Genomic DNA, 23516 nt, shown 5'->3' with positions numbered 1-23516 from the left:
AACCGCTTGCGGTTCACCCTGAGATCAAGGAGAAGTGCCTTGGAACACGGATTGCTGAGATCGTCTCGACGACGGATCACGGCCGCCGCAGCGGCCCTCACCCTGGTAGTGGGATCCGCCGCCGTCGCGGCGGCGCCCGTCCAGGCCGCCAGCCCGAACCTCATCGTGAACGGCGGGTTCGAGGACGGGCTCGCCAGCTGGTTCGCGAACGACGGCAACGCTTCGGACACCGCCACGCTGTCGACCACGACGGACGCCTACTCCGGCACGGGCGCGGTGCTCGTGACCAACCGGAGCACCACCGGATCGGGCCCGATGCAGAACCTCTCCGGCAAGGTGCAGGCCGGCAAGACCTACCTGGTGACGGCGCGGGTGAAGTACGAGAACGCGAACAGCCCAGCGACCAAGCAGTTCTTCATCACCATGCACTACGGCGGCTCCACCTACACCAACCTCGGCACCGTCACCGTGCCGCGCGGACAGTGGGGGCTCATCCAGGGCACCTTCACGATACCCGCTGGGCAGAACGTCAGCACCGCACGGATCTTCGTCGAGACCCCGTGGACGGCGAACCCGTCGACCGCGCCGGACACCCACCTGATGGACTTCAAGGTCGACGACGTTACGCTCCAGGAATACGTCGTATCGAAGACGATCGAGGTGGTTGGTAAGCTGCCCGGCGAGCACAACCCGCTCATCGGGCACAAGTTCGGTGCCGACGGATTCGGCTTCGTGCACGACGGCCGGGTCTACCTCTACATGACCAACGACACCCAGGGCTACGCACCCAACCCGGCCACCGGCGTCTCCCCGGGCATCAACTACGGCGACATCAACCAGATCACCGTGATCTCCTCGACCGACCTGGTGAACTGGACCGACCACGGCGAGATCCAGGTGGCCGGCCCGAACGGCGTGGCACCGTTCACCGGCAACTCGTGGGCGCCCGGCATCGCCAAGAAGGTCGTCAACGGCGAGGAGAAGTTCTTCCTCTACTACGCCAACGGCGGCGGCTCGAGCAACGTGATAACGGGCGAGTCGCCGCTCGGCCCGTGGACCAGCGAGCGCACCAGCACTCTGATCAACGGCAGTACCCCCGGTGCCGAGGACGTGGCGTGGAAGTTCGACCCGGCGCCGCTTGTGGACGACGACGGCCAGGCGTATCTCTACTTCGGCGGTGGCCCGGCGTCGACGAGCATGCCGCCGGTCGAACGCTTCAACAACCCGAAGAACATCCGCAGCATCAAGCTGGGCGAAAACATGATCGCCACCGAAGGGCGGGCGCCCGTGGTCGACGCTCCGGTCGCCTTCGAGGCCGGCCACGTGTTCAAGCGCGAGGGCAAGTACTACCTGTCGTACTCCTCGCACTTCGGCGGGAATGACTTCGGCGGTAACCAGCCGCGGGTGCCCGGCTACCCCGGCGGCGGCCAGATCGGCTACATGATCTCCGACAACCCGATGTCGTGGCCGAAGGAGACCTACGCGGGCGTGCTGTTCCCCAACCAGTCGCAGTTCTTCGGTGCCGGCACTGGCGGCAACAACCATCAGTCGGTGTTCGAGTTCGAGGGCAAGTTCTACTTCACGTACCACGCCCCGACGCTCAACAAGCGCATCAACGGCAACACCACCCAGGGCTACCGCAGCCCGCACATCCAGGAGCTGACCTTCAACCCGGACGGCACCATCCAGCAGGTCGTCGGTGACTACGCTGGCGTCAACCAGGTGCGCAACTTCAACCCGTACCGGGTGTTCGAGGCCGAGACCGTTGGCTGGAGTAAGGGCATTGCCACCGGCAAGGTCGACAGCGCCTCCGCCGAGTTCGGCACCCCGACGCCGAACCTGGTAGTGCGTGACATCGACGAGGGTGACTGGACGGCGCTGTCGGCGGTCGACTTCGGTGCCGACGGCGCGGCCAGCGTGACGGCCACGGTGCGGGCGCTGGCCGCCGACGCAAGCATCGAGGTGCGACTGGACAGCGCGAGCGGTCCGGTGGTCGGCACCATCCCGGTCGACACCCCGACCGGTGAATGGGCCCAGGTGACCGCCGACCTGCAGGGCGCCACGGGCGTGCACGACGTCTACTTCACCTACCGCGGCCCGGCCGGGGACGACCTCTTCGAGATCGACTCCTGGGCGTTCGAGGCCGTACCGCCGCTGGACCTGTCCGTCGTGGCGGACACCCGGTGCGTCGGCGAGATGGTGATGGTGACCGTCCGCGCCGCGAACAACGAGGCGATCCACGTGACGGCCTCGGCGACGTCGGCGTACGGGACGAGGCCATTCGGGTCGGTGCCGCCCGCTAAGGAGAAGTTCCGGTCGTTCCCCACCGGCACCGCCGCCGTGCCGGCGGGTGAGGTGACGGTGACGGCCACCGCGACGGTCGACGGCGAGCCCAAGTCTGCCTCGTACAAGGCGAGCTACGCGGCCCGCTCCTGCGGCTGATCATCCTGACAGTGGCGGCGGCCCGGCAATGCCGGACCGCCGCCACTGGCGTTAGCCACGATCAGTTGCGATGCCGTCGCCGCCGGCCACCGCCGACATCCTGATCGGCCGCCGACAGCGGCGGCCGCGACAGCAGGGGAGACGGCAACCTTGTGGCAGCGGCAGCGTGGGCCGGCCGCCCGCGCTGAATCCGCTCGCGACATGTACGCAGCGGGCCGCCGTTGCGCCCGCTGGCGAAGTCGCCTCGTCCTATGTCCGTGGCGTGCTGGCGGCCGTGACTCGTGCAGTGTGAGCCGACACGCCCAGCGCGGGTGCGGCCAGGCATCATGCGGCCTCGCGGCCGCCTCGGCGCGTCGCGCAGGACAGGTCGCCTCGCGAGACGGCGGCCGCCACGATGCGTTCGGCCCTTCGCCGGCGCATGCGCAGCACTGACGCGGTCACACCGTGCTCGGCCGCCAGCTGCTCGACGAGCCTGTCGCCGAACCGGGTCGCGCTGATCAACTCGGCAGCCTCGCTGGTGATCAGACCGGCGGCGGCTGCCCGGCCGAGCAGCAGGTCCGGGTGCCCGTAGGGCATCCGCGGTGACCGTGACCCGGTGGACAGATTCAGCGGCAGTTCCTCGCCGTCGTCGGCTGTGATGACCGCGACGCCCGCGCGCCACGCCGCCCAGCACAGCCGCAACCACAGCCGCGGTGGGGTCAGATCCGCCCTGCGCAGCGCCTGGAGGAACCCGGCGAGGACCTCGGAGTCGACGTCGTCGGCGTGCCGGGCGTGGCCGCGGCTGATCTTCGCGGCGAGGCGTGTCAGCGCGGGCAGCGCCACGCCGATCGCGCCGACGACCCAGGCGGGTCCCTTTTCGCGGGCGTGGTGGGCCAAGTGCCGCCAGAGCACGTCGGTGGTGTCGCTGTCGTAGCGCTCGCAGACCAGCAGCGTGCGCAGCTCGCCCAGCGGCATCGTCGCATCCGGCAAGCCCGGTACCGGGCGCGCGTCGAACACCAGCGGCGCCGGTTCGCAGGTCAACAGCGCGAACGCCGCCTCAGCGGTGGTCAGCGCCGTGTCGGTGCTTCTCATACGGGTGGTCATGGCCATGTGGATGTCCCCTCGACGGAAGCGCCTCGCCTTGCGCGAGCGCTTCGAGACCGTCGATTGGGACAGCCCGACCTGACAGCAACGAGCGGTTGTCAGAGCGGGACAGGTCGTGCCCGATGGTGTCAGGTTCGCCCCCACACCGCGCACCCACCCGCCGGCCGGCCGGCTGACAGGCGGCAAGGGGACCGGTCCTGTCAGGTCGGGGCGGGTTCGATCGGCCTGACAGCGCCGCACTGGGGATCGTCAGTACGCCCCGCCGGTTAGGGGGCCACCGTGCCCATGACCGAATCCACCCCTCACCGCGCACCAGTCCCCGTGGGCGACGTGGTGCCCGGCGACCCGCCCGTGCCCATCACCGTGTGGCCGGTACCCGCCCCGCAGCAGGGCGAGACCATGTCCAACCAGATGGGCGTGCGGCTCGTACACAACCTCACCCACCCCGGCGACCTGATCGTCGACCTGACGCACGGGCCGCAGCTGGCCCGCGCGATCATCGTCGCTCGCCGCCGTAGCCACCTCCCGGTTCGGCTGACCGGCTGGGGCCGGGAGGCGGCCACCCTCATCGTCACCGGATGGCCGCCCGAGAGCGGCCGCCCGCTGGCCGAGTTCCTCGACCTGTCCCGGCGCGCGCTGCTGCCCGGCGGCTGCGTCGCGGTGCTGCTGCCGCACGGCGACCCGGTGCTGCCCGTCGACGTCGTCATCGCCGCCAAGCAGGCCGGACTCGGCTACCTGCAACACATCGTGGCCGCCGACCGGCCGCCCCGGCGCGGCGACCACACCCAGCTCGACATCCACAGCGACGTGCTGATCATGACCCGCAGCGCGACCGGGAACAGCGGCACCGATGGCTGAACCCCTGCCGGTCACCTCGGTCTGGCTGACCTGCCAGCAGCCCGCCCGCGACCAGCGGCGAGGCCGCTACGTCCCACAGACATCAACCCACCCCGGCAAGATGCTGCCCCACCTCGCCGCGCACGCCATCAGCTCCTACACCGCACCGGGTGATCTGGTGCTCGATCCGATGTGCGGGTCCGGGACCACGCTCGTGGAAGCCATGCACCTGGGCCGACACGCCATCGGCGTCGACATCGAACCCCGGTTCACCGCCCTGGCCGAAGCCAACGTCGCGCTGGCCGCCGCGCAGGGCGCGGCCGGCACCGCGACAGTGCTCACCGGCGACGCCACCAGGCTGCTCGATCTGATGCCCGCGTCCGCGGTCGGACAGGTGAGCCTCGTGCTCACCTCACCGCCCTACGGGCGCGCAACCCACGGACTCGTCCAGACGACCAGCGCCGGGGTGCGTAAACGCAATCACGTCTACGGCGATCGCGAACGCGGCAACCTGGCCTACGGGGGCTGGTCGCGGCTGCTCGACGGGTTCGCGCAGATCCTCGCCGCCAGCTACCACCTGCTGCGTCCCGGCGGCACCGCAGTCATCACCTGCCGGCCCGTACGCCGTCAGCGCGACGACCTGCTCGACCTGCCCGGCGAACTGTTGGCGGTCGCCCGGTCGGTGGGGCTGGTCCCGGTGCAGCGGTGCGCGGCGATGCTCGCCGCCGTCCGCGACGGGCAGATCGTGCACCGGGCCAACATGTTCGGTCTGCTGGCCGTCCGCCGCGCCAGACACGACGGCATTCCGGTGCACCTGGTGGCGCACGAGGACGTGCTGGTCCTGCGGCGCTGTTGACGCAGCAGAGAATCGCGCGAACCCACGCGTGCCTACGGGAGGCAGCGACCGGTGGAGTCCGGCCGGGTCGTTGAGCCGATCGATCTCGTTGGCGACCTCGCCGAGAAGCCTCTCGGCGTTGATGGCGGAGCGGGGCTCGGGGAATTGCCACCCTGCCAGGTGGTGCGCCGATGCTCGCGCGCCGTCTTCAAAGGTGGTGGCGACTCGGCCACGGCGGAGTTGTTCGGCCAGCCCGTCGAGGTCGGTGAGTCCGCCGGTGCCGCAGTCGATGGCGCCATCGGCGTAGATGACCAGATCGGTCAGGAAGTACGTGTCCATGGTGCGGGTGAAGATGTGCCGCCAGGTGCCTTCGATTCGTTGGCCGTCCACGTTGCGGTAGGTGCGGCGATATCTGGTCACCGGCGAACCGTAGCCCAACACGTCGGGGAGGCTGTCCTGCCGTCGCGGGCTGCACAAGGCGTGGCCGGGGTGGGGTCTGCGGCAGGGATTCGGGCGTTGGTGGCGTGCCGGATGGCAGTGCCACCACCTTCACCGGCCTGCGCGTAACACTGCCCGCGGCGGGCTGTCAGGTCCTGCCAGGTGGCGGGACCTGACAGCCCGCATCGCACCGACGGCGACGCCGCTAGCCTGAGGCCTCACCTCTTTCCTTCCGCGCTGAATCGACGCGTCCGCGACGTCATCGCGCCCACCATCCCTGGTCGGCCGACGCTCGCCCGCCTCACACCCTCAGCGCTCACCCCGCACCCACCTCGTCGCTCGTCGATGGCCGTGGGCGCCAACCCCTGTCCCCATGCGGCGACCACCACCCGGTGGCCGCCGCCTTTTCGTGCCTTCTGGGAGGACCTATGTCTCACCCCACCATCGACGTGACCAGCGGCGTCCGCCGCTTCGCGGATCACCACACCCCGGCCGGCCCCGACAGCCGTGGACTCCTCGTCGACGCAACCGACGCAGGTACCGCCGGCGCTGCGGTGGCGCCGCGATGACCGGCACCAGCCAGGCCGACCAACTGCGCGCCCTGCACGTCGAGACCGTCGCCGCCGTGCAGCAGCGGCAGGGGCTGGCCGTCGCGGCCCGCTGCGCGCTGATCACCGCACTGCACGAGGGACTGATCTGCCGACCCGGCTGCGAGGACGCCCTCACCGGTTGGGGGTTGGAACCTCTGCCGCGGCAGTGGACCGTCCGCGCCGATGCCCGGCTGTCGTTCCCGCGCGCACACGCCGACGACGCCGAAGCCCGCGCGCAGGCGCGCTTCGGCGTACCGGACGAACTACGCGAGCTGGCGCCGCCGGTGGCCGTCTACCCGCAGCGGGTGATCGACGTGGCGCCGGTCCCGGACGGGGCCGGGCAATCGGGGCAGCGGCCGTACCGCATCAGCGTGCAGGTCACGCTGCACACCTGGGTCACGGCGACCAGGGGAAGCGACGCGCTCGAGATCGCCCGCACCGCCGTGCAGGCGCAGCTGCCGGCCCTGGCCGCCGCCGGAATCACCCTGACCGGACTGACCTGGCACGACGTCGACCGCCCCGAGGACGCACCGGCGGAGGGCATCCCCATCGCCGCGCTGTCGGCAGCCGAACTGGTCTCACCCGCCGACGACCTCGCCGCAGCAACAGCCGCCCGCGACACGGCCGTCACCGCGCTGACCGGCCTGAAGCGGGCCATCCGCACCCGGGCGATCCGCGCCCTGGCCGACGACGAGATCGGCGGCAGCTACCCGCACACGGCGCAGCGGGTCGACCGGTTCCTCGTCGAGCTCGGGCTCGACCCGCTGCCCCGCGCCCACCACGTCACCGTCAGCGTCGAGCTGACGGTGCCCGGCGGCGACGGCACCGCCCAGGACGCCCACGACAGGGCGCGGCAGCTGATGCGGGCGGTCACCACCGACTGGCCGGACGATGCCCGGCCGTGGACCGCCGACGGCTGGCCGATCCCCGAGCACGCCACCGTCGAGGAAGGCCGCTGGCGGATTGCGTGGCGACACGAGTACGGGATGTGGCTGCGCGGGCACCCCACCGCCACCAGCGCCGCCACCGTCGCCGAGGCGCACGCCCGCACCGACCTGACCCGCGCCCTGCGCGGCAGCGGCCACCGGCTCACCACGGTCACCGTCCACGTCAACAGCGTCGGCGTCGACCTGTACCTGGATCCGGACCGCGACTGAATCCCACGCCCGCCGAGCCGATAGCCGGCGGGCCCGCCGCGGCCGCCGTGCACGGATCACCGGCGCCGCCACCCGCTCGCCCCACCCACAACCTGCATGGGAGATCACCATGACGTTCCCCGACAACACCATGACCGTGCGTTCCCCCGCCGACCTGGTCGCCGTGGTGCCGTACCTGCTCGGGTTCCGACCCGCCGAAGGCAGCATCGTCGTGCTCGCCACCAGGGACCACCGCGTCGTCTTCGCCGCCCGCGGCGACCTGCCCACCCCCGACGCCCCCACCCGCAACGTCCTCGGCCTCGCCGCCCACATGCTCCCCATCGTGCGGCGCCAGCAGCCCATCACCGACGTCGTGACCATCGGCTACGGCACCCCCGCACACGTCGACGCGGCGCTACGCGCCGTCGGTGAGGTGTTCACCGCCGGCGAGCTGACCGTCCGCGCCCTCCTGAGGGTCACCGACGACCGAGTGGTCAACCTCTCCTGCGCCGACCCGACCTGCTGCCCGCCGCTGGGAACCCCGTTCGACCCGACGGCGTCGCTGCTCGCCGTGCAGGCCACCGCCGCCGGGCTCGTCGCGCTCCCCGACCGGGCAGCCGTCGCCGCCCGCTTCGCCCCCGTCACCGGCGCCGCCCGCGACGCCATCCACCACGCCACCGACCGGGCGCTCGCCCGGCTCACGACCCTGACCGCCGCCGGTGGCGCCGCCGTGGACGCGGCCGGCGCGCACGCGCTGCGCGACGCCCTGCGCCAACCCGACCGGCGGCTCACCGACGACGAGCTGGCCTGGCTCACCGTGCTGCTCACGCGAACCTCCGTGCGCGACCTCGCCGTCAACCTCACCCAACCCCACGACCCGCACGTCACGTTCTGGGCCGAACTCACCCGCCGCGCCCACGAACCGCTCGTGCCCGCACCGGCCACCCTGCTGGCCGTCACCGCGTGGCGCTGCGGCGACGGCGCCTTGGCCGTCATGGCCGCCGAACGCGCCCTGCAGGTCGACCCCACCTACCCGCTGGCCGACCTGCTGCTGCGGGCCCTGCACGCCGGACTCCCACCCTCGGCGTTCGACCGGACCCCCGAGGGCCGCACCAACCCCTGACCGCCACCGATCTGGAGAACCCGCATGGATTCCATCCGCAGCATGCTGCTCACCCTCGCCCGCCACGCCCAGGAAGCCCGCCTGCGGTGGCACGCCGAACGCGCCGCCGTGCGCGCCCGCGGCGAAACCCCCACCCGCAGCGAGACGTACGCCTACCAGGTGCAGGCCGACCTGTGCCTCATCGCCGCGGTCAGCGCCGCCGACCTGCCGGCGAGCTTCCGCCTCTACGACACCACCCTGTCCCGCGACCCCCTCGTCGCCGCCGACCAACTCCGACAGGTCACCTCCGCCTACGACCACAGCGGCCCCATCGAAGCCGCCCACGAGGCGGCACGGCTGGCGTACAAGGCGGCGTTCGCCGAACCGCTCACCGCGCAGGAACAGCACTACGTCGACCTGCTCGCCGGCCTGCCCGCCGCCCGACGCGACAAGATCATCGAGGTTGCCGAGGAACACGCGTGCCGTCGGGGAGCGCAGCAGTGACCCTCTACCACCTCGCGCCGAAGCCCGGCTTCGACCGGTACACCATCCAGGTCGGCTGGAACCCACACCGCTCGTACTTCGCCACCGTCATTGACTTCGCCTGGGACCCGGCCACCGACGCGGACACCGAACCCGACACGGTCCGGCTCGGCCACCACACGGCGGTCCTCGACCCGACCGAGGTCCTGGCAGCCGTCGAACCCTACGCCGACATCCCACCCGGGCTGGCCGCCCAGCTGCGCGCCGACCAGGCCGCCCACCCGCCCTCGCCGCGACACGCAACACCGCCGGCACCACCCCGGGGGCGCTGACCCGCAGACCGTACCGTCCGCCGGCCCACCGGCAGCACCAGAAACGGCCCGCCATCGGCGGGCCGTCGTCGTATCCAGAACCCGGGACGCCATCGCCTACCAAACGGTGCGTCCCGGGTTCTCCAGTGAACGGAGGGACCCAGTGTTCACCACACCGGCCGTGATCGCCAGCACCGCCGCAGCCCTCGCGCTCGGCCTCTGCAGTCTCTATCTGACCACCGCGCTACGCCGCACCCGCGCCGCGCTCGCCGACGCCGCCTGGAAACTCGCCCACGACCCCCTCACCGGACTGCTCAACCGCGCCGGCCTGCTCGCCACCCACACCGCGCTCGCCCGCACCCCGCAGCCGATCCTCGTCCTGCTCATCGACCTCGATGAGTTCAAAACCATCAACGACACCCACGGCCACGAAACCGGCGACGACCTCCTGGTCGAGGTCGGCGACCGCATCAACCAGGTCGCCACCCTCCACGGCGGCACCGCCGCACGCCTGTCCGGCGACGAGTACGCCGCCCTGCTCCCGGCATGCGGCAGCGACCCCACCCGCGTCGCCGAGGCGTTCGTCGTCCTCATCGCCCAACCCGTGCAGCTGACCGTGGGCGGCGACATCGTCAAAGTCGACCCCACCGCCAGCGTCGGCGTCGCCGTCGTCGACAGCACCGACACCCTCGACGACATCGCCCTGCATCGCGCCGACATCGCCATGTACCACGCCAAACGCCACGGCGGAAACCGACACGTCCGCTACACCCCCGGCATGAGCATGCCGGCCAGCCGGCCCCGCCGCGGCCCCCGCGTCCGCGACCTGCACCGAAGCCCGGGGGAGGTGGACGCGTGAACCTGGCCACGCTCATCGCCTGCGCCACCTGCGGCTACGGCCTCACCGAAGAACACGACGGCGACCACGTCACCTACCGGCACCCGGTCAGCGAAGACGGACGCCACCAGCCCGTCCCCGTCGCCGCCAGCCTCCTTGGCGACATCTACGACCGCTGCCACATCTGCAGCGCACACCGACCCGTCTGGTGCTACCGCACCGCCGAACTCGAAGCCCAAGGCATCGGCGGTAGCCGCGACATCATCCAGACCTACACCACCCGCTGGCACGTCTGCCTGCGCTGCGCCCAGCACATCGAAGCCGACGACCCCGACGGCCTCACCGCCACCAGCGCCGCCCACATGCGATGGCACCCCACCGACCCCCGCTACGCCATCCTGGCCATGGTGCACCGGGCGATCATCCTCACCCGCGACAGCCGACGCCTGCTCACCACCACCGACTGGCCACCGGCGAAACTCACCCCGGACATGTTGCCGAAAATCCGCGACCGACTCACCGGACTGCTACGCGGACCAGCCGACCTACCCGCACCCCTGCACGCCCCGCACACCCGCCGCACCCTCGCCGACGACCTCGACCGCGCCCCGCTCTACTGGGTCAACCAGGAGTTCACCGACCTCACCACCGCCGTCACCCGAGACCAGCCACCCGCGCCGGTCACCGACCGCATTGCCCCGTCACCCAGCGGGCTCGTCGCCTGGCCCCAACCCGTCGGCTCCGGTGCGCTGGCCACCGCCATCTCCTGGACACCACATGCGCACGGCTGGCACATGATCTGCTACCGCAGCATCGGTGGCGGCCTTCCCGAGGACTTGATGCCCGCCCTGCGCCACGACATCGGCTGGCTCGTACCCATCCACAGCGAACACGTCGCCCGCGACACAGCCGTCGACGGCGACCATCCCCTCGGCCCGCTGATCACCTGCTGGCTGCTGATGAACCAGCAGATGGCCGAAGCCGCCCCCGCCGCCCTGCCCAAATCCGTCACCAAGGCCTACCAGCGGCGCCACGGCCGCGCACCCGACGTCCGCCTGGTGCGGATCAAACCACCCGCCGCCGCGGCCAGCCCGCCACGTGGTGGGGGAGAGCCCACCCGCGCCACGCCCGCCTACCGCTACTGGGTCTCCGGGCACGAACGCAACCAGGCGTACGGGCCGGGGCGCCGCCTCCGCAAAAAAGTGATCATCGAGCCGTTCCTGAAAGGCCCCGACGACAAGCCCATCAAACTCAGCACCACCGTACGCATGCTCGGACACCGACAAGCCCCGGGCAGCCGGGACCACCCGTAGCCGTCGTCACCGTGCGGTGGCGGGCAGATATGTCCGCCACCGCACGGAAGGCTGAGGCGCGCGATGTACCTATCCACTACACACACAACCCGAACTGCTACGGATCAGAAGGTCGGCTCCCTTCGGGCGCACTTCACGATCAAGGCATGACTAGCGGAAACGCCGGCTGCGGCCTTGGTTTTTTCCGTTATGCGACGCGATCTGCCACGATGTCCCGCACCGAGTTTGATGGAGACATCGGGTCGCACCATCCGTGCTAGGTGAGCCTCCGCTTGGCAAGGCGCCGCCCGCCTTGACGATCGCCAGGTTGCCGAGGAACCAGCAGGCATCATCCTCGTCGGCGTGGCGGAGGTAGGGGAGTGCGGACATGCCAGCCTCGATCGTGCTGCGCTACGGCTGGCCCGTGGAGAACTTCCAGCGGTGGCTGGTGCAGCTCGCGTACGACGATGCCGCCGGCATCGCCCGCGATGCCCGGCAGCGCCTCGCCCGGCACCTGTACATCGCCGATGACGGGCCGAGGTGTGGGACTCCACCGAGTACGAACCACACGACGGCCGTGAGCACTGGCAGCGCAAGGCAGACGCCATCCTCGCCGTCATCACGGGCAGAGAGGGCTGACGGCCGTTACACCAACGCCGCGATCGCGGCCATGTTCAACCGGTCTCGTGCAACCGCTGCCGCAACGGCATCTACGACATCGGCACCGTCGAAGTGGCCACCCGCTACAGCGACTGCACGATGTGGATGGCGCCGTGCTGCGGGCGGTGGTGAACGACCGTGGGGAGACCGGCTGGACCAGCCGCAAGGACTACGAGGTCGTCGACAAGAGTCGCCTCGAGCCGTCCGACCAGCGGCGGTGGACCGCCGGCCTGGCCGACATTCTCGGCGTTTATCGCTGGTAGCCAGCCAACCCGTCAAACCCTCGGACGCCTACCCGACAACCCGTAGAGCCGCACCACCGATCCGACCAGCATCGACACGCCAACACCACGTGGGGAGCACCAGACATGACCGACCCGTACCCGGCGCAGCAGCCGCAGCAGCCCTACCCGCAGGGACAGCCCAGCTGGCCGACCCAGCAGTACCAGCCGCCCATCGGCGACCCCGCACCGCAGCCCACCGGCTTCATCACCGGCAGCCCCGCCGGCGCACCGCCCAAGCGCAGCCGCAAGCCGCTCATCGTCGCCGCCGCCGCGGCCGCCGGAATCCTGTTGCTGGTGGTCGCCGGCCTCGCCGTCTACGACGGGTTCATCAAAGAGGACTCCGGTATCGCCATGTGTAAGGCGATGCGCGACGGCAAGAACATCGACGGCAGTACCGACGCGACCGACGACGACAAGATGACCGAAGCCGAGTACCTGGAGGCGCGGGAACTGTTCGAGGACTCCCGCCACGAGAAGATCCGAGAGCACGGCACCGCGCTGATCGACATCGCGTGGCAGATCACGCAGATGCCGGACGCCGACAGTGGGGGAGCGCTCGCGTTCATCGGGCCGATGGGCACCCACGTGTCCGGGCTGCAGACGGCCTGCGCCGACCAGGGCATCATCGTCAACCTCAACAGCGACAAGTAAGCCCCATGTTGGACGCCGTAAACCACTGCACGCTCCGCCGGGCTACCGCCGCGACCGCGGTGCTCCTCGCGCTGACCAGCTGCGGCAACAGCGATCAGGGCGAGCCCGCCGCAGCCACAACCAGCGCCACTCCCACCGCCAGCCCGACTCCGTCAGCGACCACCGCCGGCCCCTCGCCGAACGCGAGCTCGAGCCCCACCGTCGACCCCTACGCGCCGAAGAAGATGGGCACCACCTTCTCCGTCGTCGACGCGTCCGCCACCGCCACCGTGTACGCCTACCGGCACAACGTCGCGAAGGGCGCACCCCGACCCGAAGAGCAGCCCGGCTACGTGTGGGCGTCGATTGACGTGAAGGTGTGCGCTAGCAAGACTCTGGCGCCACCCGGCATCACCGTGTCGAACTCGCCGTGGACGCTGGTCTACGCCGACGACACACAGATCGAGGCCAGCTCGACCGGCTACATCCACTTCCCGGAGCCGGAATACCCGTGGGGTGAGAAGGCGGTCGCGCCCGGGCGGTGCGTGCGCGGCTGGATCACGTTCCCGGTGCCGGGCAAGCAGCGGCCGGTGGCCGTGGAGTACGCGCCCGAGGGTGAGCCGATCGCCCCGCGGTGGGCGGTGAAGTAACCCCTGCCATGACGAAGCCGCCCACCCGGTGAGGGTGGGCGGCTTTTTCTATGCCGATGCGCGCGCTCGTCACTCGGGCGGTGGCACTTCCCGAGGTTGCGGCGCCGCAGCTTGGCCATCGCGGGCTCCCGCTGCCCGTCCGGTAACGCCAGCACGTCACGTAGCTCGACAACCGAGTTGGCGAGGATCCGCCGGTGCCCGCCCGCGGTGCGTGTCGTCCGCAGCAGCCCGTCTTTGCACCAGGCGATGACGGTCGACGCGGACACGTTCAGCTCGGTCGCGGCCTCACTGGTCCGCAGCTGTGTTCCGTCGCCAACCACTCGCGCCCCCAACCTGTCGCACTTGTTGATCCTGGAAACTCTGCACGCAGTAGCGAGGAGTCGGTCGACGCGCCGCGCTCGGGCCTCATCGGCAGACACTCGAGTGCGGATCCCAGCAAGAGACAAGACCCATACGACACTCGCGACCAGGAACAACTGGCGGATCATTGCTCCCGAGGGACGTCGGTCGGGCGAGGCCCACCGTGGTCGACCGGTGCCGGACAGTGCGGTGGCCGCGGGCAAACGACAGTTGGGCCAGCGCTGATGCCGACACCGGTGCTAACGAGCAGCGCTCGCAAACCCGAAACGGCCGCACGTCATTCACCGCGGCAGGGCGCCGTCCGTGCCCGGTTGGTGGTTGGGCTGCTCACTGGACCCGCCCGGGCAGCGTCGATGGGCTGTCATTTCCGGTGTTGAGGGGCCATGGGTCCCTGCCGGGTATGGGTTGCGGCGCATGGGATGGATGGTTGGCCCGTCTGGCAACGAGATGATTCTTCGGGGTGTGTAGCCGTAGCGGGTGTAATGCCGACCGGCCCCTTCGGTGGGCGTTGCGTAGGAGGGCAGCCCGATGCGGTCGACGCGGCTACGGTGGTGCTCGAGCAAGGCGGTGCCCCGCCCGGTGCCGTGCGCAGAGGGTGCGACGGCGAGGAACGCCAGGTGGTAGTGCGGCTCGCTGGGCTGCTGCACGGCCAGCAGTTGGTCGAGCAGGCAGAAACGGTCGGTGTGAGCGCCGGCGGCGTCGGGCAGGCGGATGCCGTAGTTGGCGGGTAGGGGAATGGGCCGGTAGCGGTGGAAGCCGACCGCGGCGGCGGTGCGGTCGTCGGTGAGGTAGATGTCGCCGAAGAACATCGCATGCTCGATCCAGATGGCCAGGACATCGGCCAGGATCCGACGCCGCTGGGACGGCTCGGGTACGAGCCACGCCCCGACGGGTTGAGTGTCGAGCGCCTCGGCGATGAGCGCGGCGACCGGTCCTTTGTCGCTCCAGTGGCCGGCGCGGATGCGGGGTGTTGCTTGCATGTCGGCTGGGTCTCCTGCGGATCGGTCAGCGGTAGGTTGCGGTGGCGAGGTCGCCGAGGGCGGCATCGACGGCGGCGGTGATGGTCCGCACCGGCTGGTAGTGCTGGCCGGCGACGGCCCGCAGACGGCTGGTCAGCGCGGCGGTGTCGTGGTCGAGGTAGAGATACGGGCTCAGGCCGAGGACGGCGACGAGTCCGGCGAGTGCGGCGGTGCGGTTGTCGGGCAGCTCGCGGCCGGTGGCGAGGTAGCGCAGTCGGGCGCGGGCGATGACGGGCCATTTGGTGTCGGCGACGAGGTAGGTGTCGGTGCGCACGAGCCCGCCGAGACGTCGGCGGCTGGTGTGGCGCAGGATCCCGGCGGCGACCAGCCCGGCCCGGGTGCGGTCGTACAGATCGGGGGGAAAGTCGCGCATCCACGCCCGCAGGGTGGGCGAGCTGGGGGAGCGGACGGCGGTCAGGGCGCTGTCGGTGATGAGGTCGCCGACGGGATGGGCGCTGCGCAGGCGCAGCCGCTGCTCGCCGACGGGCCCCTCAGGCGGGGTGATGGCGATCCGACCAGCGAGGAAAAGGTCGATGAGGACGGCGCCGGCGAGGCCGACGGCCAGGGCATGCCGGTGCAGGTGCGCTTGGCCGGTGTCGTCGTCGTGGCCGAGGAGGAACAGCTCATCGCGCAGCGGCAGGCGCGCAGTGGATGGCATGTCGCGTCTCCTACCGGTGCCGGGCGGCGGCGAGGCGCCGCAACCTGTCGTGGGCACCGCCGTAGGCGGCGGTGGGGGAGGGGAGGAACTGCTTGTCGATCGCGGCGGCGACGGTGTACTGGGGGTCGCACACGTTCCCGATGGGTGCCCAGCCCGCCTGTGACACCAGCTGGTAGGCGTCCAGCTCGTCCAGGCCGGTGAGGGCGGCGGCCCAGCCGACCAGGTCGCGGTGCGCGATGCGATAGGCGTCCTCGAGCGGCCGTGCGGCACCGATCGACATGACGACCTGGTCGGTTTCGAGCCGAGGCCACACCGTAGGGACACCCTTGATGACCTCGACGGCGAGGGTTGTGGTGGTGGCGATCTCGACGCCGACGCCGCAGGCTTCTCCCTCGCCCTGGCGGGCATGGCCGTCGCCGAGGGCGAGCATCGCACCGTGCATCCGGACACCGAGGTAGACGGTGGCGCCGGCGCGCACGTGCGGGGTGTCGAGGTTCCCGCCGTGGCTGTCGGGGACCATCGTGGAGCGGGCCTCGAAGCCGCCCGGTGCGACGCCGATGGTGCCGATCATCGGCTCCAGCGGCAGGTCGACGACGTGGTCGCTGCCGGTGGCGCGGTAGCGGACGACACCGGCGGTCTTGTCGACCTCGTACACCCACACCCGCTCCTGCAGCGGCGGCTGCAGCGTGGCGGTCTGCGACGTCGAGGTGAGGGCCCCGAAGTGCGGGAACGTGGCCGAGACACCCCAGTTGCGGGTCGGTTCGATCGAAAGGAGATGCACGGCCAGGGTGTCGCCAGGCTCGGCGTCCTCGACGAAGAATGGCCCGGAAACGGGGTTGAGATAGGGCATCCGGCACACCTGCGACGGCAGGTCCGCCGGCCCGCGCACGAGCCCGCCGAAGCAGTCCTCGGTGAAGACCTGCAGCACGTCACCGGAGCGCACATGAGCCACCGGCATCCGCCCGCCGAACGTGTAGGCGAACTCGTCCCGCACAGGCCGGTACACGATCCTGTCCATGCTCACACCCGCTCCACGTCACGCCGGTCGGCCTGCGGCCGGGCCGGTGCGAGGCCGGACAGCGTAGGCCGACGGCCGGTTGCGTACAGGCCGGCGAGGACCAGAACGCCGAGGCCGAGCCAGGCCACGCCGACGCGCTGCGCGGCGATGTTGGCGTGGACCACGACGTAGGCGAGGATCGCGAACCCGACCGCGGGCATCACCAGATGCGCCCACCAGTTCCCGCTACGGCCGCGGATCAGGTGATGCACCACCACCGTGACGTGCAGGACAAGGAACGCGACCATCGCCCCAAAGTTGATCAACGACGACAACACGGTGATCCCATCCGCCCGGGTCGCCATGTACAGCCCCAAGGCGAGGGACACCACCCCGGTTAGCAGAGTCGCGTTGACCGGCACACTCCGCCGGATCGACACCCGCGCCAGGAACGCCGGCAGCTGCCGGTCGCGGGCCATCGCATACAACAGCCGGGACGTGGCGACCTGGGCGACCATCGAGTTCGGCAACCCCCATGCGATCGCCGTCGCCACCGCGCACACCGTCGCCAACCAACTCCCACCCGCCACCTCGGCGGCGTCGTAGAAGGCCGTACCGCTCGGATCACCGTCCGTCAGCAACCCGCCGGGGTCGGGGACGAGCATCGCGGCCAGCCACGTCTGGGCGATGAACAGCACCCCCGCGACGACCAGGACCGCCGCCATCGCCCGACCGACTTGCCGGGAACCGCCCCTGGCCTCCTCGGCGAGCATGCTGATGCCGTCGAAACCCAGGAACGACAGCACCGCGATCGACACTGCACCCGCGACCACCGGCCAGCCGAAGGTGTCCGCGTCGTAGAAGGCATCCCAACTGAACGGGCCCTTCCCCGACGCGAGGGCCCAACCAGCGACAGCCAGGAAAACCGCCAGGACGAGAAGTTCCGCGACCAGCATCACCCGGGTGACCATCGCCGTCATCCGGATCCCCACCGAGTTGACCACCGTGTTCACCGCGACGAACCCGAGCAGCCACACCCACACCGGCACCGCCGGCACCGTCGCGTGCATCGCCACCGACGCCACCAGATACAGCAACCCCGGCACGAGCACGTAGTCGAGCAGGATCACCCAGCCGGCGAGGAACCCGACCGGCGGGCTGATCCCCCGACCCGCGTAGTTGTAGACGCTGCCGCTCATCGGAAACGCCCGCACCATCTGCGCGTAGGAGAACGCGGTGAACACCAACGCCGCCACACCGATCGCGTAGGCCAGGGCCACCATGCCGCCCGAGGTGGCGTACACGCTGCCGAAGATCGCCATCGGCGCGATCGGCACCATGTACACAAGGCCGTAGGCCAGAAGGTCTCGGAACCTCAGCTGCCGGCTCAGCTGCTGCTGATAGCCATAGCGCGACAGCTCGTTTTCGTACATCAATGCACCTCGCGAAACTAAGAATCCGCCAGCTGAAAGGGCTCAACATTTGCCGTGCCCTGGTCCGGGTGACGTCAGACGGCCCGACAACACTCAATGGGATCGAGGTCGATGTCGGTAAGTAAATCCACGCGATCGTGACAACAGGCCGACACAGAGAGCTCTTGCCTGCGGAATATCTGAGGCTGCCGACGACGTCCAAGATCAAGCCAGACCGTGGTTGTGAACGGCTGGTGGGTCAGCCGTGCCCGTCATATTCGGGCGGACCTGCGGCCCGTCAAGGTCATTGTGATGTAACTGTCGGTCGTATGTCGGGATCCGCCAACAACCCTTACCGACACCCAAGAACCAGGCGTACGGTGATTGTGTCCAATATGCCGTTACGGGGACGGTGACTGGGGACCTGTGCTTACAGCAGCGTCCACGAAGACGGGAGTTAGCAGCGATGGCCGAACACGACGAGATCGAGACTGCACGTCGTGCCCTCGGCCGTCGACTCGCCCAACTGCGCATGGCTGCGGGGCACACCCAGCACAGCCTCGCCCGGCTCATCCAGTACGGGCGTAGCTCCGTGGCAAATACCGAAACCGGCCATCAGTACCCCGATCGTGCGTTCTGGTCACGCTGTGACGCGGCATTGCAGACCGGGGGTTTGCTCGTCGGCGAATACGACCGTGTCGCCGAGCTGTACTGGCGGCGACGTCGCTCGGCGTTGAACCAGCAGCCAGATGGCACGCATCTGCCGGTCGTTGCCTCGAAGGTCATGCCTTCCGCCTGGGGTGCGGATGACGATTCTGCTCTGTGGGAGCGCGAGGAAACCATTGCCGCCCGTCGGCTGGTGCTGAAGTCCTCGACAGACGACGACGCCCGCCTGGCGTACCTGGAGAACGAGTTGCGTCAGGCCGTCATAGACAACGAGCGCCTCACTCCGGCCGTCCTCATGGCACGAATGCGGCCGCTGCGGGCCTACGTTGATCAACTCATGGCAGGGCAACAGCACCCGCCACAACGCGCCCGCCTGTATGTTGCTGCCGCTCACCTGTCCGGACTCCTCGGTGCGCTTGCGCTGGACCTTGGCGCGTTCGCCGTCGCACACGCCTACACCGCCGAGGCGTTCGACCTTGCCGACGCCGCGCGACAGCCGGACGTGCAGGCGTGGGCGCGGGCGACGCAAAGCCTCGTAGCCTTCTACGCCGGCCAGTACCACGATGCACTGGCCTTCGCCCAGGATGGCCTACGTCGCGCGGGCGACAGCCCGCACCGCGTTCGCCTCACCATCAACGGACAAGCAAGAGCTCTCGCCCGACTCGGCGACAGGTACGGCGTCGACAGCGCCGTCGACCGGGCATTCACGCTTGTCAGAGAACAGCCGTCCGACGCGCAGGTCAGCGAAAGCCTCACCTTCGGCTCGTATTGCCATGCCCGCACAGCAGCCAACGCGGCAACCGCCTACCTGGCCATCGGTCGCGGGGCGGAAGTCACTGATTACCTCGCCGTTGCCATCACCGCCTTCGACAAAGCAGGGCTGGCCGGCCCGCAAGCGCTGAGCCGCCTCGACCTGGCCACCGCGCACCTGCACGCTGACGACCCCGACCAGGCCGCCGCCCTTGCCATGGAGGCACTCGCTCTCACCGCGGATCAGCGATACGAGTCGGTCCACCAGCGCGCCCGGCAGTTCATCGCCAACGCCAAGCCGTTTGCCCACCGGCCACGGCTCCGGCAGCTCGCCGAAATGCTCGCCGAACGTGCAGCGATCGGCACCACGAGACGATCGGCTCTACCATCCCCCTTATGACTAGCCGGGAACTCGCCAGTCTCCAGCGGCGCTGGGCCGCCTACCAGGATCTGCCCGAACTCACCGAACACTGGTATTGGCGTCCTGGCTGGCGAGACGGCCGTGAGTTCTACACCTGGCACCTCACCTTCGAGCACCAGCCCGAACTTCACGACCTCACGACACAACTACAACGCCAGCTGGCGTTGCCCGGGCTGGACCTGGTCCCGCTCGGCGGCCTGCACCTGACCATGCAGGGACTGGGCTTCACCGACGAGGTCTCCAAGGATGACGTCGCGGCGATCGTCGCCGAAGCCCAGCGACGATGCGCAGACATGCCACCGCTCGAGCTGTCTCTGGGCCCCGTCGATCCGGACGCCGAGGGGATTGGCCTGCTCGTCCGACCTTGGGATCGGGTCGAAGCCCTTCGCGCCGCGATTCGCGGCGCTATCGCGAATGTGTGGACCTCGGTGCCGGAGCCCGCTGATGGCTTCCGCCCGCACGTCACTCTCGCCTACAGTGGCGCACCTGTGCGCACTGAACCGATACGTGCCCAGCTGGCGGAGCTCCGCCGCCTGCCAGCGGCCCAGGTGAAGATTAGCGAGGTGCCACTGATCGCTCTACGTCGCGAGAGCCGTATTTATCGATGGACAACGGTGGCGGTTGTGCGGCTGGGCGGGTGACGTCAGCCGGCAAGTATCGAGGTAGCCGCTCATATTGCTATGGGTGCTGCGAGGAGTTGCAGGTGCAGCTCCGTCTGATATTGACCGGCTCGGAGGGACCGGGAACAGTCTGTGGGGCGGAGTAACCAACCAGGATTCGCTGAATGAGGGCTACGGCCGATCCGTAGGTGGGCTGGGGAAGTCGTACATCGAGCCCGGCGCAGCCGGGGATCGGTGCGGGATACACGGTCGCGTATGCGGTAGCAGATGTGCCGTCAGCTCAACCCGCTAGCCCGCGAGGGCACACCCCGCACGGGGAACAGCACGTCCGGCGCCAGCCTCCGCAGGTGTACGAAGGGGTCAGCCGCCGCGTGTACGGAGTGCAGGGGAAGCACTTCGAGTGGTGGCGTGGCCAGGCGAGATCATCCCCACATGCGCGCGGAGCAGAGGGAAGGTCAGCGCACCGTCGGTGTCGTCCGCGGGAACCCCGCGGGTGGGGAGCAGGCGAACAGGGCGGCTATCGTTGCTCGCCCCAGGGATCACCCCCCGCGTGCGCGGGGAGTAGACGGTGCCGGGCCGTGGCCCGACAGTAGGGAGAGAGTCACCCCCGTGTGCGCGGGGAGCAGCGGCCGCCGCGACGATCCGCTCCGGTGTCAGTGAATCACCCCTGCGTGCGCGGGGAGCAGTCATCCTCGGGCAACCGAAGCGAGCCGCCACCAGGATCACCCCCGCGTGCGCGGGGAGCAGATCGCGGCATCGATCTTCCCCGACAAGACCCCGGCATCACCCCCGCGTGCGCGGGGAGCAGGCCGATCGCGGCCCACACGTCCTCCCACGTGAGGGATCACCCCCGCGTGCGCGGGGAGCAGCTTCACGCGGTCCGTGGTGACATCCTCGATCAGGGATCACCCCCGCGTGCGCGGGGAGCAGAGCCACCGCGGGGAGTTGGCCGCGCCGTAGTAGGGATCACCCCCGCGTGCGCGGGGAGCAGGCGACGGCGACGGGCACACCGAACCGGACGCCGGGATCACCCCCGCGTGCGCGGGGAGCAGGGATCGTCTTCGCCACCTCAGCCGGCAAGGCGGGATCACCCCCGCGTGCGCGGGGAGCAGACCTGGGCGATCCGGTCGGTGTACCGCTTCTTCGGATCACCCCCGCGTGCGCGGGGAGCAGACCAACGCGCTCGGCACCGACAAGCTGCACGTCGGATCACCCCCGCGTGCGCGGGGAGCAGGAGTCGGACAGCCCGGTGGGGGTGGTGCCGCTGGGATCACCCCCGCGTGCGCGGGGAGCAGGGCACCACGACCGGGAACGCCGCGACCGTGACGGGATCACCCCCGCGTGCGCGGGGAGCAGATGGCCCGGATCTGCTCCTCCGTGACGCCGTACGGATCACCCCCGCGTGCGCGGGGAGCAGCCGATCCCGCCGGCGAGGCCAGTCCCGGAGGCGGGATCACCCCCGCGTGCGCGGGGAGCAGGGCGAGACGGACAACGAGGGGGCGCTCGCCTACGGATCACCCCCGCGTGCGCGGGGAGCAGTCGTTCTCGTTCCTGCTCCGGGTCCCGATCGAGGGATCACCCCCGCGTGCGCGGGGAGCAGGGCAGGTCGGTGACGGCGCGTACCGGGTCGACGGGATCACCCCCGCGTGCGCGGGGAGCAGCTCGAGGGTCCCCTCAGTGCCGCAGCCCTGGCAGGATCACCCCCGCGTGCGCGGGGAGCAGGCGTGACCCTCGCAGTGGGATGGCGCCGCACCGGGATCACCCCCGCGTGCGCGGGGAGCAGCCGGCCCACGCGATGTCCAGCGACCGCGCCTCGGGATCACCCCCGCGTGCGCGGGGAGCAGCCGGCCCACGCGATGTCCAGCGACCGCGCCTCGGGATCACCCCCGCGTGCGCGGGGAGCAGGATTCTGCGGGTCCACCACCGGCAAGCCGTCCGGATCACCCCCGCGTGCGCGGGGAGCAGACCACCCCGGTGCAGCCGGCGGTCGTCGGGCACGGATCACCCCCGCGTGCGCGGGGAGCAGGCAACCCAATGTCGTTCGTCAAGAGCAACTTCGGGATCACCCCCGCGTGCGCGGGGAGCAGTTCGGCGACTACAACAGCCTGGTGTCCTGGCCGGGATCACCCCCGCGTGCGCGGGGAGCAGCAGGTCCTTCACGCTGTCCTCCCGTAGATCTGCGGATCACCCCCGCGTGCGCGGGGAGCAGCAGGCCATGATCTCGCAGCTCGGGAAGGTCTACGGATCACCCCCGCGTGCGCGGGGAGCAGCGCAGATCCAGTTTCGGCGCACCGACGCATCCAGGATCACCCCGCGTGCGCGGGGAGCAGGACCGGGTGCTCGGCTTCAACGTCGACACGTTCGGATCACCCCCGCGTGCGCGGGGAGCAGGTTGGTCCGCCGCTTCTCGCCGCCCTCTTGCAGGGATCACCCCCGCGTGCGCGGGGAGCAGCGAGGTGGTGAGCTCACTCGGCCCCCATCAGTGGGATCACCCCCGCGTGCGCGGGGAGCAGACCCACATGGCCGCGAGGTTCGCGTCGGTGTAGGGATCACCCCCGCGTGCGCGGGGAGCAGGGCGAGCTGGTTGACGACCTGCTCGGCGGTCAGGGATCACCCCCGCGTGCGCGGGGAGCAGGGCCTGCTCCAACACGAACGTCGTGTCCCACAGGGATCACCCCCGCGTGCGCGGGGAGCAGGGAGCGGCTCGACGAGTTCACCCGGTCGATCGAGGATCACCCCCGCGTGCGCGGGGAGCAGCCCAGAATCTGCTTCAGCAGCGGACCGAACGACACGGATCACCCCCGCGTGCGCGGGGAGCAGGATCGCGGCGAGTTCCAACGCCCACGACCACACGGATCACCCCCGCGTGCGCGGGGAGCAGGCGAGCTGCTTGAAGAGCCCGCGGTCCCCCCCCTGTCACGCTGATGTGAGACAGCCCGTCTACCAGGGGATACTCTTCCTGGACGGCCCTGAGGAGAGCACATCAGCATGACGTCGAAGCC

At 70.2% G+C, this 23516-nt stretch carries 18 protein-coding genes, 2 pseudogenes and 1 CRISPR repeat array; of the genes and pseudogenes, 14 read left to right on the top strand and 6 right to left on the bottom strand.

Going from position 1 to position 23516, the window contains the following annotated elements; translation table 11 throughout:
- Nucleotides 1-108 precede the first annotated feature (108 nt).
- Nucleotides 109-2442: a family 43 glycosylhydrolase gene (locus ACIBTV_RS29705; protein WP_396710210.1), complete on the top strand. Its 2334-nt coding sequence runs from the start codon at nt 109-111 to the stop codon at nt 2440-2442.
- Nucleotides 2443-2766: 324 nt separating this feature from the next.
- Here ACIBTV_RS29705 and ACIBTV_RS29700 read toward each other — a convergent pair whose 3' ends face one another.
- Complete coding sequence (locus ACIBTV_RS29700; protein WP_396710208.1) at nt 2767-3531, bottom strand: hypothetical protein; 765 nt, start codon at nt 3529-3531, stop codon at nt 2767-2769.
- Between the two features lie 279 nt (nt 3532-3810).
- Between ACIBTV_RS29700 and ACIBTV_RS29695 the strand changes: the two genes are divergently transcribed.
- From ACIBTV_RS29695 to ACIBTV_RS29645, 11 genes are all read left to right on the top strand, one after another.
- Nucleotides 3811-4383 (top strand): hypothetical protein, encoded by a 573-nt coding sequence (locus ACIBTV_RS29695; RefSeq protein ID WP_396710206.1) that lies wholly within the window; start codon nt 3811-3813, stop codon nt 4381-4383.
- Nucleotides 4376-5218 (top strand): TRM11 family SAM-dependent methyltransferase, encoded by an 843-nt coding sequence (locus ACIBTV_RS29690; protein WP_396710204.1) that lies wholly within the window; start codon nt 4376-4378, stop codon nt 5216-5218. The genes ACIBTV_RS29695 and ACIBTV_RS29690 overlap by 8 nt, the downstream gene beginning before the upstream one ends.
- A gap of 982 nt (nt 5219-6200) precedes the next feature.
- Nucleotides 6201-7382: a hypothetical protein gene (locus ACIBTV_RS29685; protein ID WP_396710202.1), complete on the top strand. Its 1182-nt coding sequence runs from the start codon at nt 6201-6203 to the stop codon at nt 7380-7382.
- A 109-nt stretch (nt 7383-7491) separates the two neighbouring features.
- On the top strand, nt 7492-8484 hold the full coding sequence (locus ACIBTV_RS29680; RefSeq protein WP_396710201.1) for a DUF4192 domain-containing protein: 993 nt from the start codon (nt 7492-7494) through the stop codon (nt 8482-8484).
- Between the two features lie 24 nt (nt 8485-8508).
- Nucleotides 8509-8967 (top strand): hypothetical protein, encoded by a 459-nt coding sequence (locus tag ACIBTV_RS29675; RefSeq protein WP_396710199.1) that lies wholly within the window; start codon nt 8509-8511, stop codon nt 8965-8967.
- On the top strand, nt 8964-9278 hold the full coding sequence (locus ACIBTV_RS29670; RefSeq protein ID WP_396710198.1) for a hypothetical protein: 315 nt from the start codon (nt 8964-8966) through the stop codon (nt 9276-9278). Before ACIBTV_RS29675 ends, ACIBTV_RS29670 begins: the two co-directional genes overlap by 4 nt.
- A gap of 142 nt (nt 9279-9420) precedes the next feature.
- Complete coding sequence (locus tag ACIBTV_RS29665; RefSeq protein ID WP_396710196.1) at nt 9421-10116, top strand: diguanylate cyclase domain-containing protein; 696 nt, start codon at nt 9421-9423, stop codon at nt 10114-10116.
- A complete protein-coding gene (locus ACIBTV_RS29660) occupies nt 10113-11408 on the top strand; it encodes a hypothetical protein (protein ID WP_396710194.1) in 1296 nt (431 codons plus the stop codon). Before ACIBTV_RS29665 ends, ACIBTV_RS29660 begins: the two co-directional genes overlap by 4 nt.
- Nucleotides 11409-12160: 752 nt before the next feature.
- Entirely contained in the window at nt 12161-12310 is a 150-nt protein-coding gene (locus ACIBTV_RS29655; protein WP_396710192.1) for a hypothetical protein, read from the top strand.
- A 105-nt stretch (nt 12311-12415) separates the two neighbouring features.
- Complete coding sequence (locus ACIBTV_RS29650; protein WP_396710190.1) at nt 12416-12982, top strand: hypothetical protein; 567 nt, start codon at nt 12416-12418, stop codon at nt 12980-12982.
- 5 nt (nt 12983-12987) lie between these two features.
- Nucleotides 12988-13611, top strand: coding sequence for a hypothetical protein (locus tag ACIBTV_RS29645; protein ID WP_396710189.1), 624 nt, complete (start codon nt 12988-12990; stop codon nt 13609-13611).
- A 176-nt stretch (nt 13612-13787) separates the two neighbouring features.
- Here ACIBTV_RS29645 and ACIBTV_RS29640 read toward each other — a convergent pair.
- The 5 genes and pseudogenes from ACIBTV_RS29640 to ACIBTV_RS29620 form a co-directional block, all read right to left on the bottom strand.
- Nucleotides 13788-14099 (bottom strand): annotated as a pseudogene (locus tag ACIBTV_RS29640) (MerR family DNA-binding transcriptional regulator); the annotation flags it as partial.
- Between the two features lie 153 nt (nt 14100-14252).
- Nucleotides 14253-14951: a GNAT family N-acetyltransferase gene (locus tag ACIBTV_RS29635; protein ID WP_396710187.1), complete on the bottom strand. Its 699-nt coding sequence runs from the start codon at nt 14949-14951 to the stop codon at nt 14253-14255.
- 25 nt (nt 14952-14976) lie between these two features.
- On the bottom strand, nt 14977-15648 hold the full coding sequence (locus ACIBTV_RS29630) for a GPP34 family phosphoprotein (RefSeq protein WP_396710185.1): 672 nt from the start codon (nt 15646-15648) through the stop codon (nt 14977-14979).
- 10 nt (nt 15649-15658) lie between these two features.
- Complete coding sequence (locus tag ACIBTV_RS29625; protein ID WP_396710183.1) at nt 15659-16666, bottom strand: acetamidase/formamidase family protein; 1008 nt, start codon at nt 16664-16666, stop codon at nt 15659-15661.
- A gap of 2 nt (nt 16667-16668) precedes the next feature.
- Nucleotides 16669-18078 (bottom strand): APC family permease, encoded by a 1410-nt coding sequence (locus ACIBTV_RS29620; protein ID WP_396710181.1) that lies wholly within the window; start codon nt 18076-18078, stop codon nt 16669-16671.
- A gap of 445 nt (nt 18079-18523) precedes the next feature.
- On the opposite strand from ACIBTV_RS29620, the pseudogene ACIBTV_RS29615 reads away from it, so the two are divergent.
- Both ACIBTV_RS29615 and ACIBTV_RS29610 read left to right on the top strand, forming a co-directional pair.
- Nucleotides 18524-19240: pseudogene (locus ACIBTV_RS29615) on the top strand (helix-turn-helix domain-containing protein); the annotation flags it as partial.
- 629 nt (nt 19241-19869) lie between these two features.
- On the top strand, nt 19870-20535 hold the full coding sequence (locus ACIBTV_RS29610) for a 2'-5' RNA ligase family protein (protein WP_396710180.1): 666 nt from the start codon (nt 19870-19872) through the stop codon (nt 20533-20535).
- 516 nt (nt 20536-21051) lie between these two features.
- Nucleotides 21052-23395: direct repeats of the CRISPR family, unit length 28 nt; unit sequence GGATCACCCCCGCGTGCGCGGGGAGCAG.
- Nucleotides 23396-23516 lie beyond the last annotated feature (121 nt).

Source organism: Micromonospora sp. NPDC049366, assembly GCF_044466625.1.
GTDB lineage: Bacteria > Actinomycetota > Actinomycetes > Mycobacteriales > Micromonosporaceae > Micromonospora.
The sequence above is the reverse complement of the archived record's forward strand: the minus strand, read 5'-3'. Positions and strand labels throughout refer to the sequence as shown.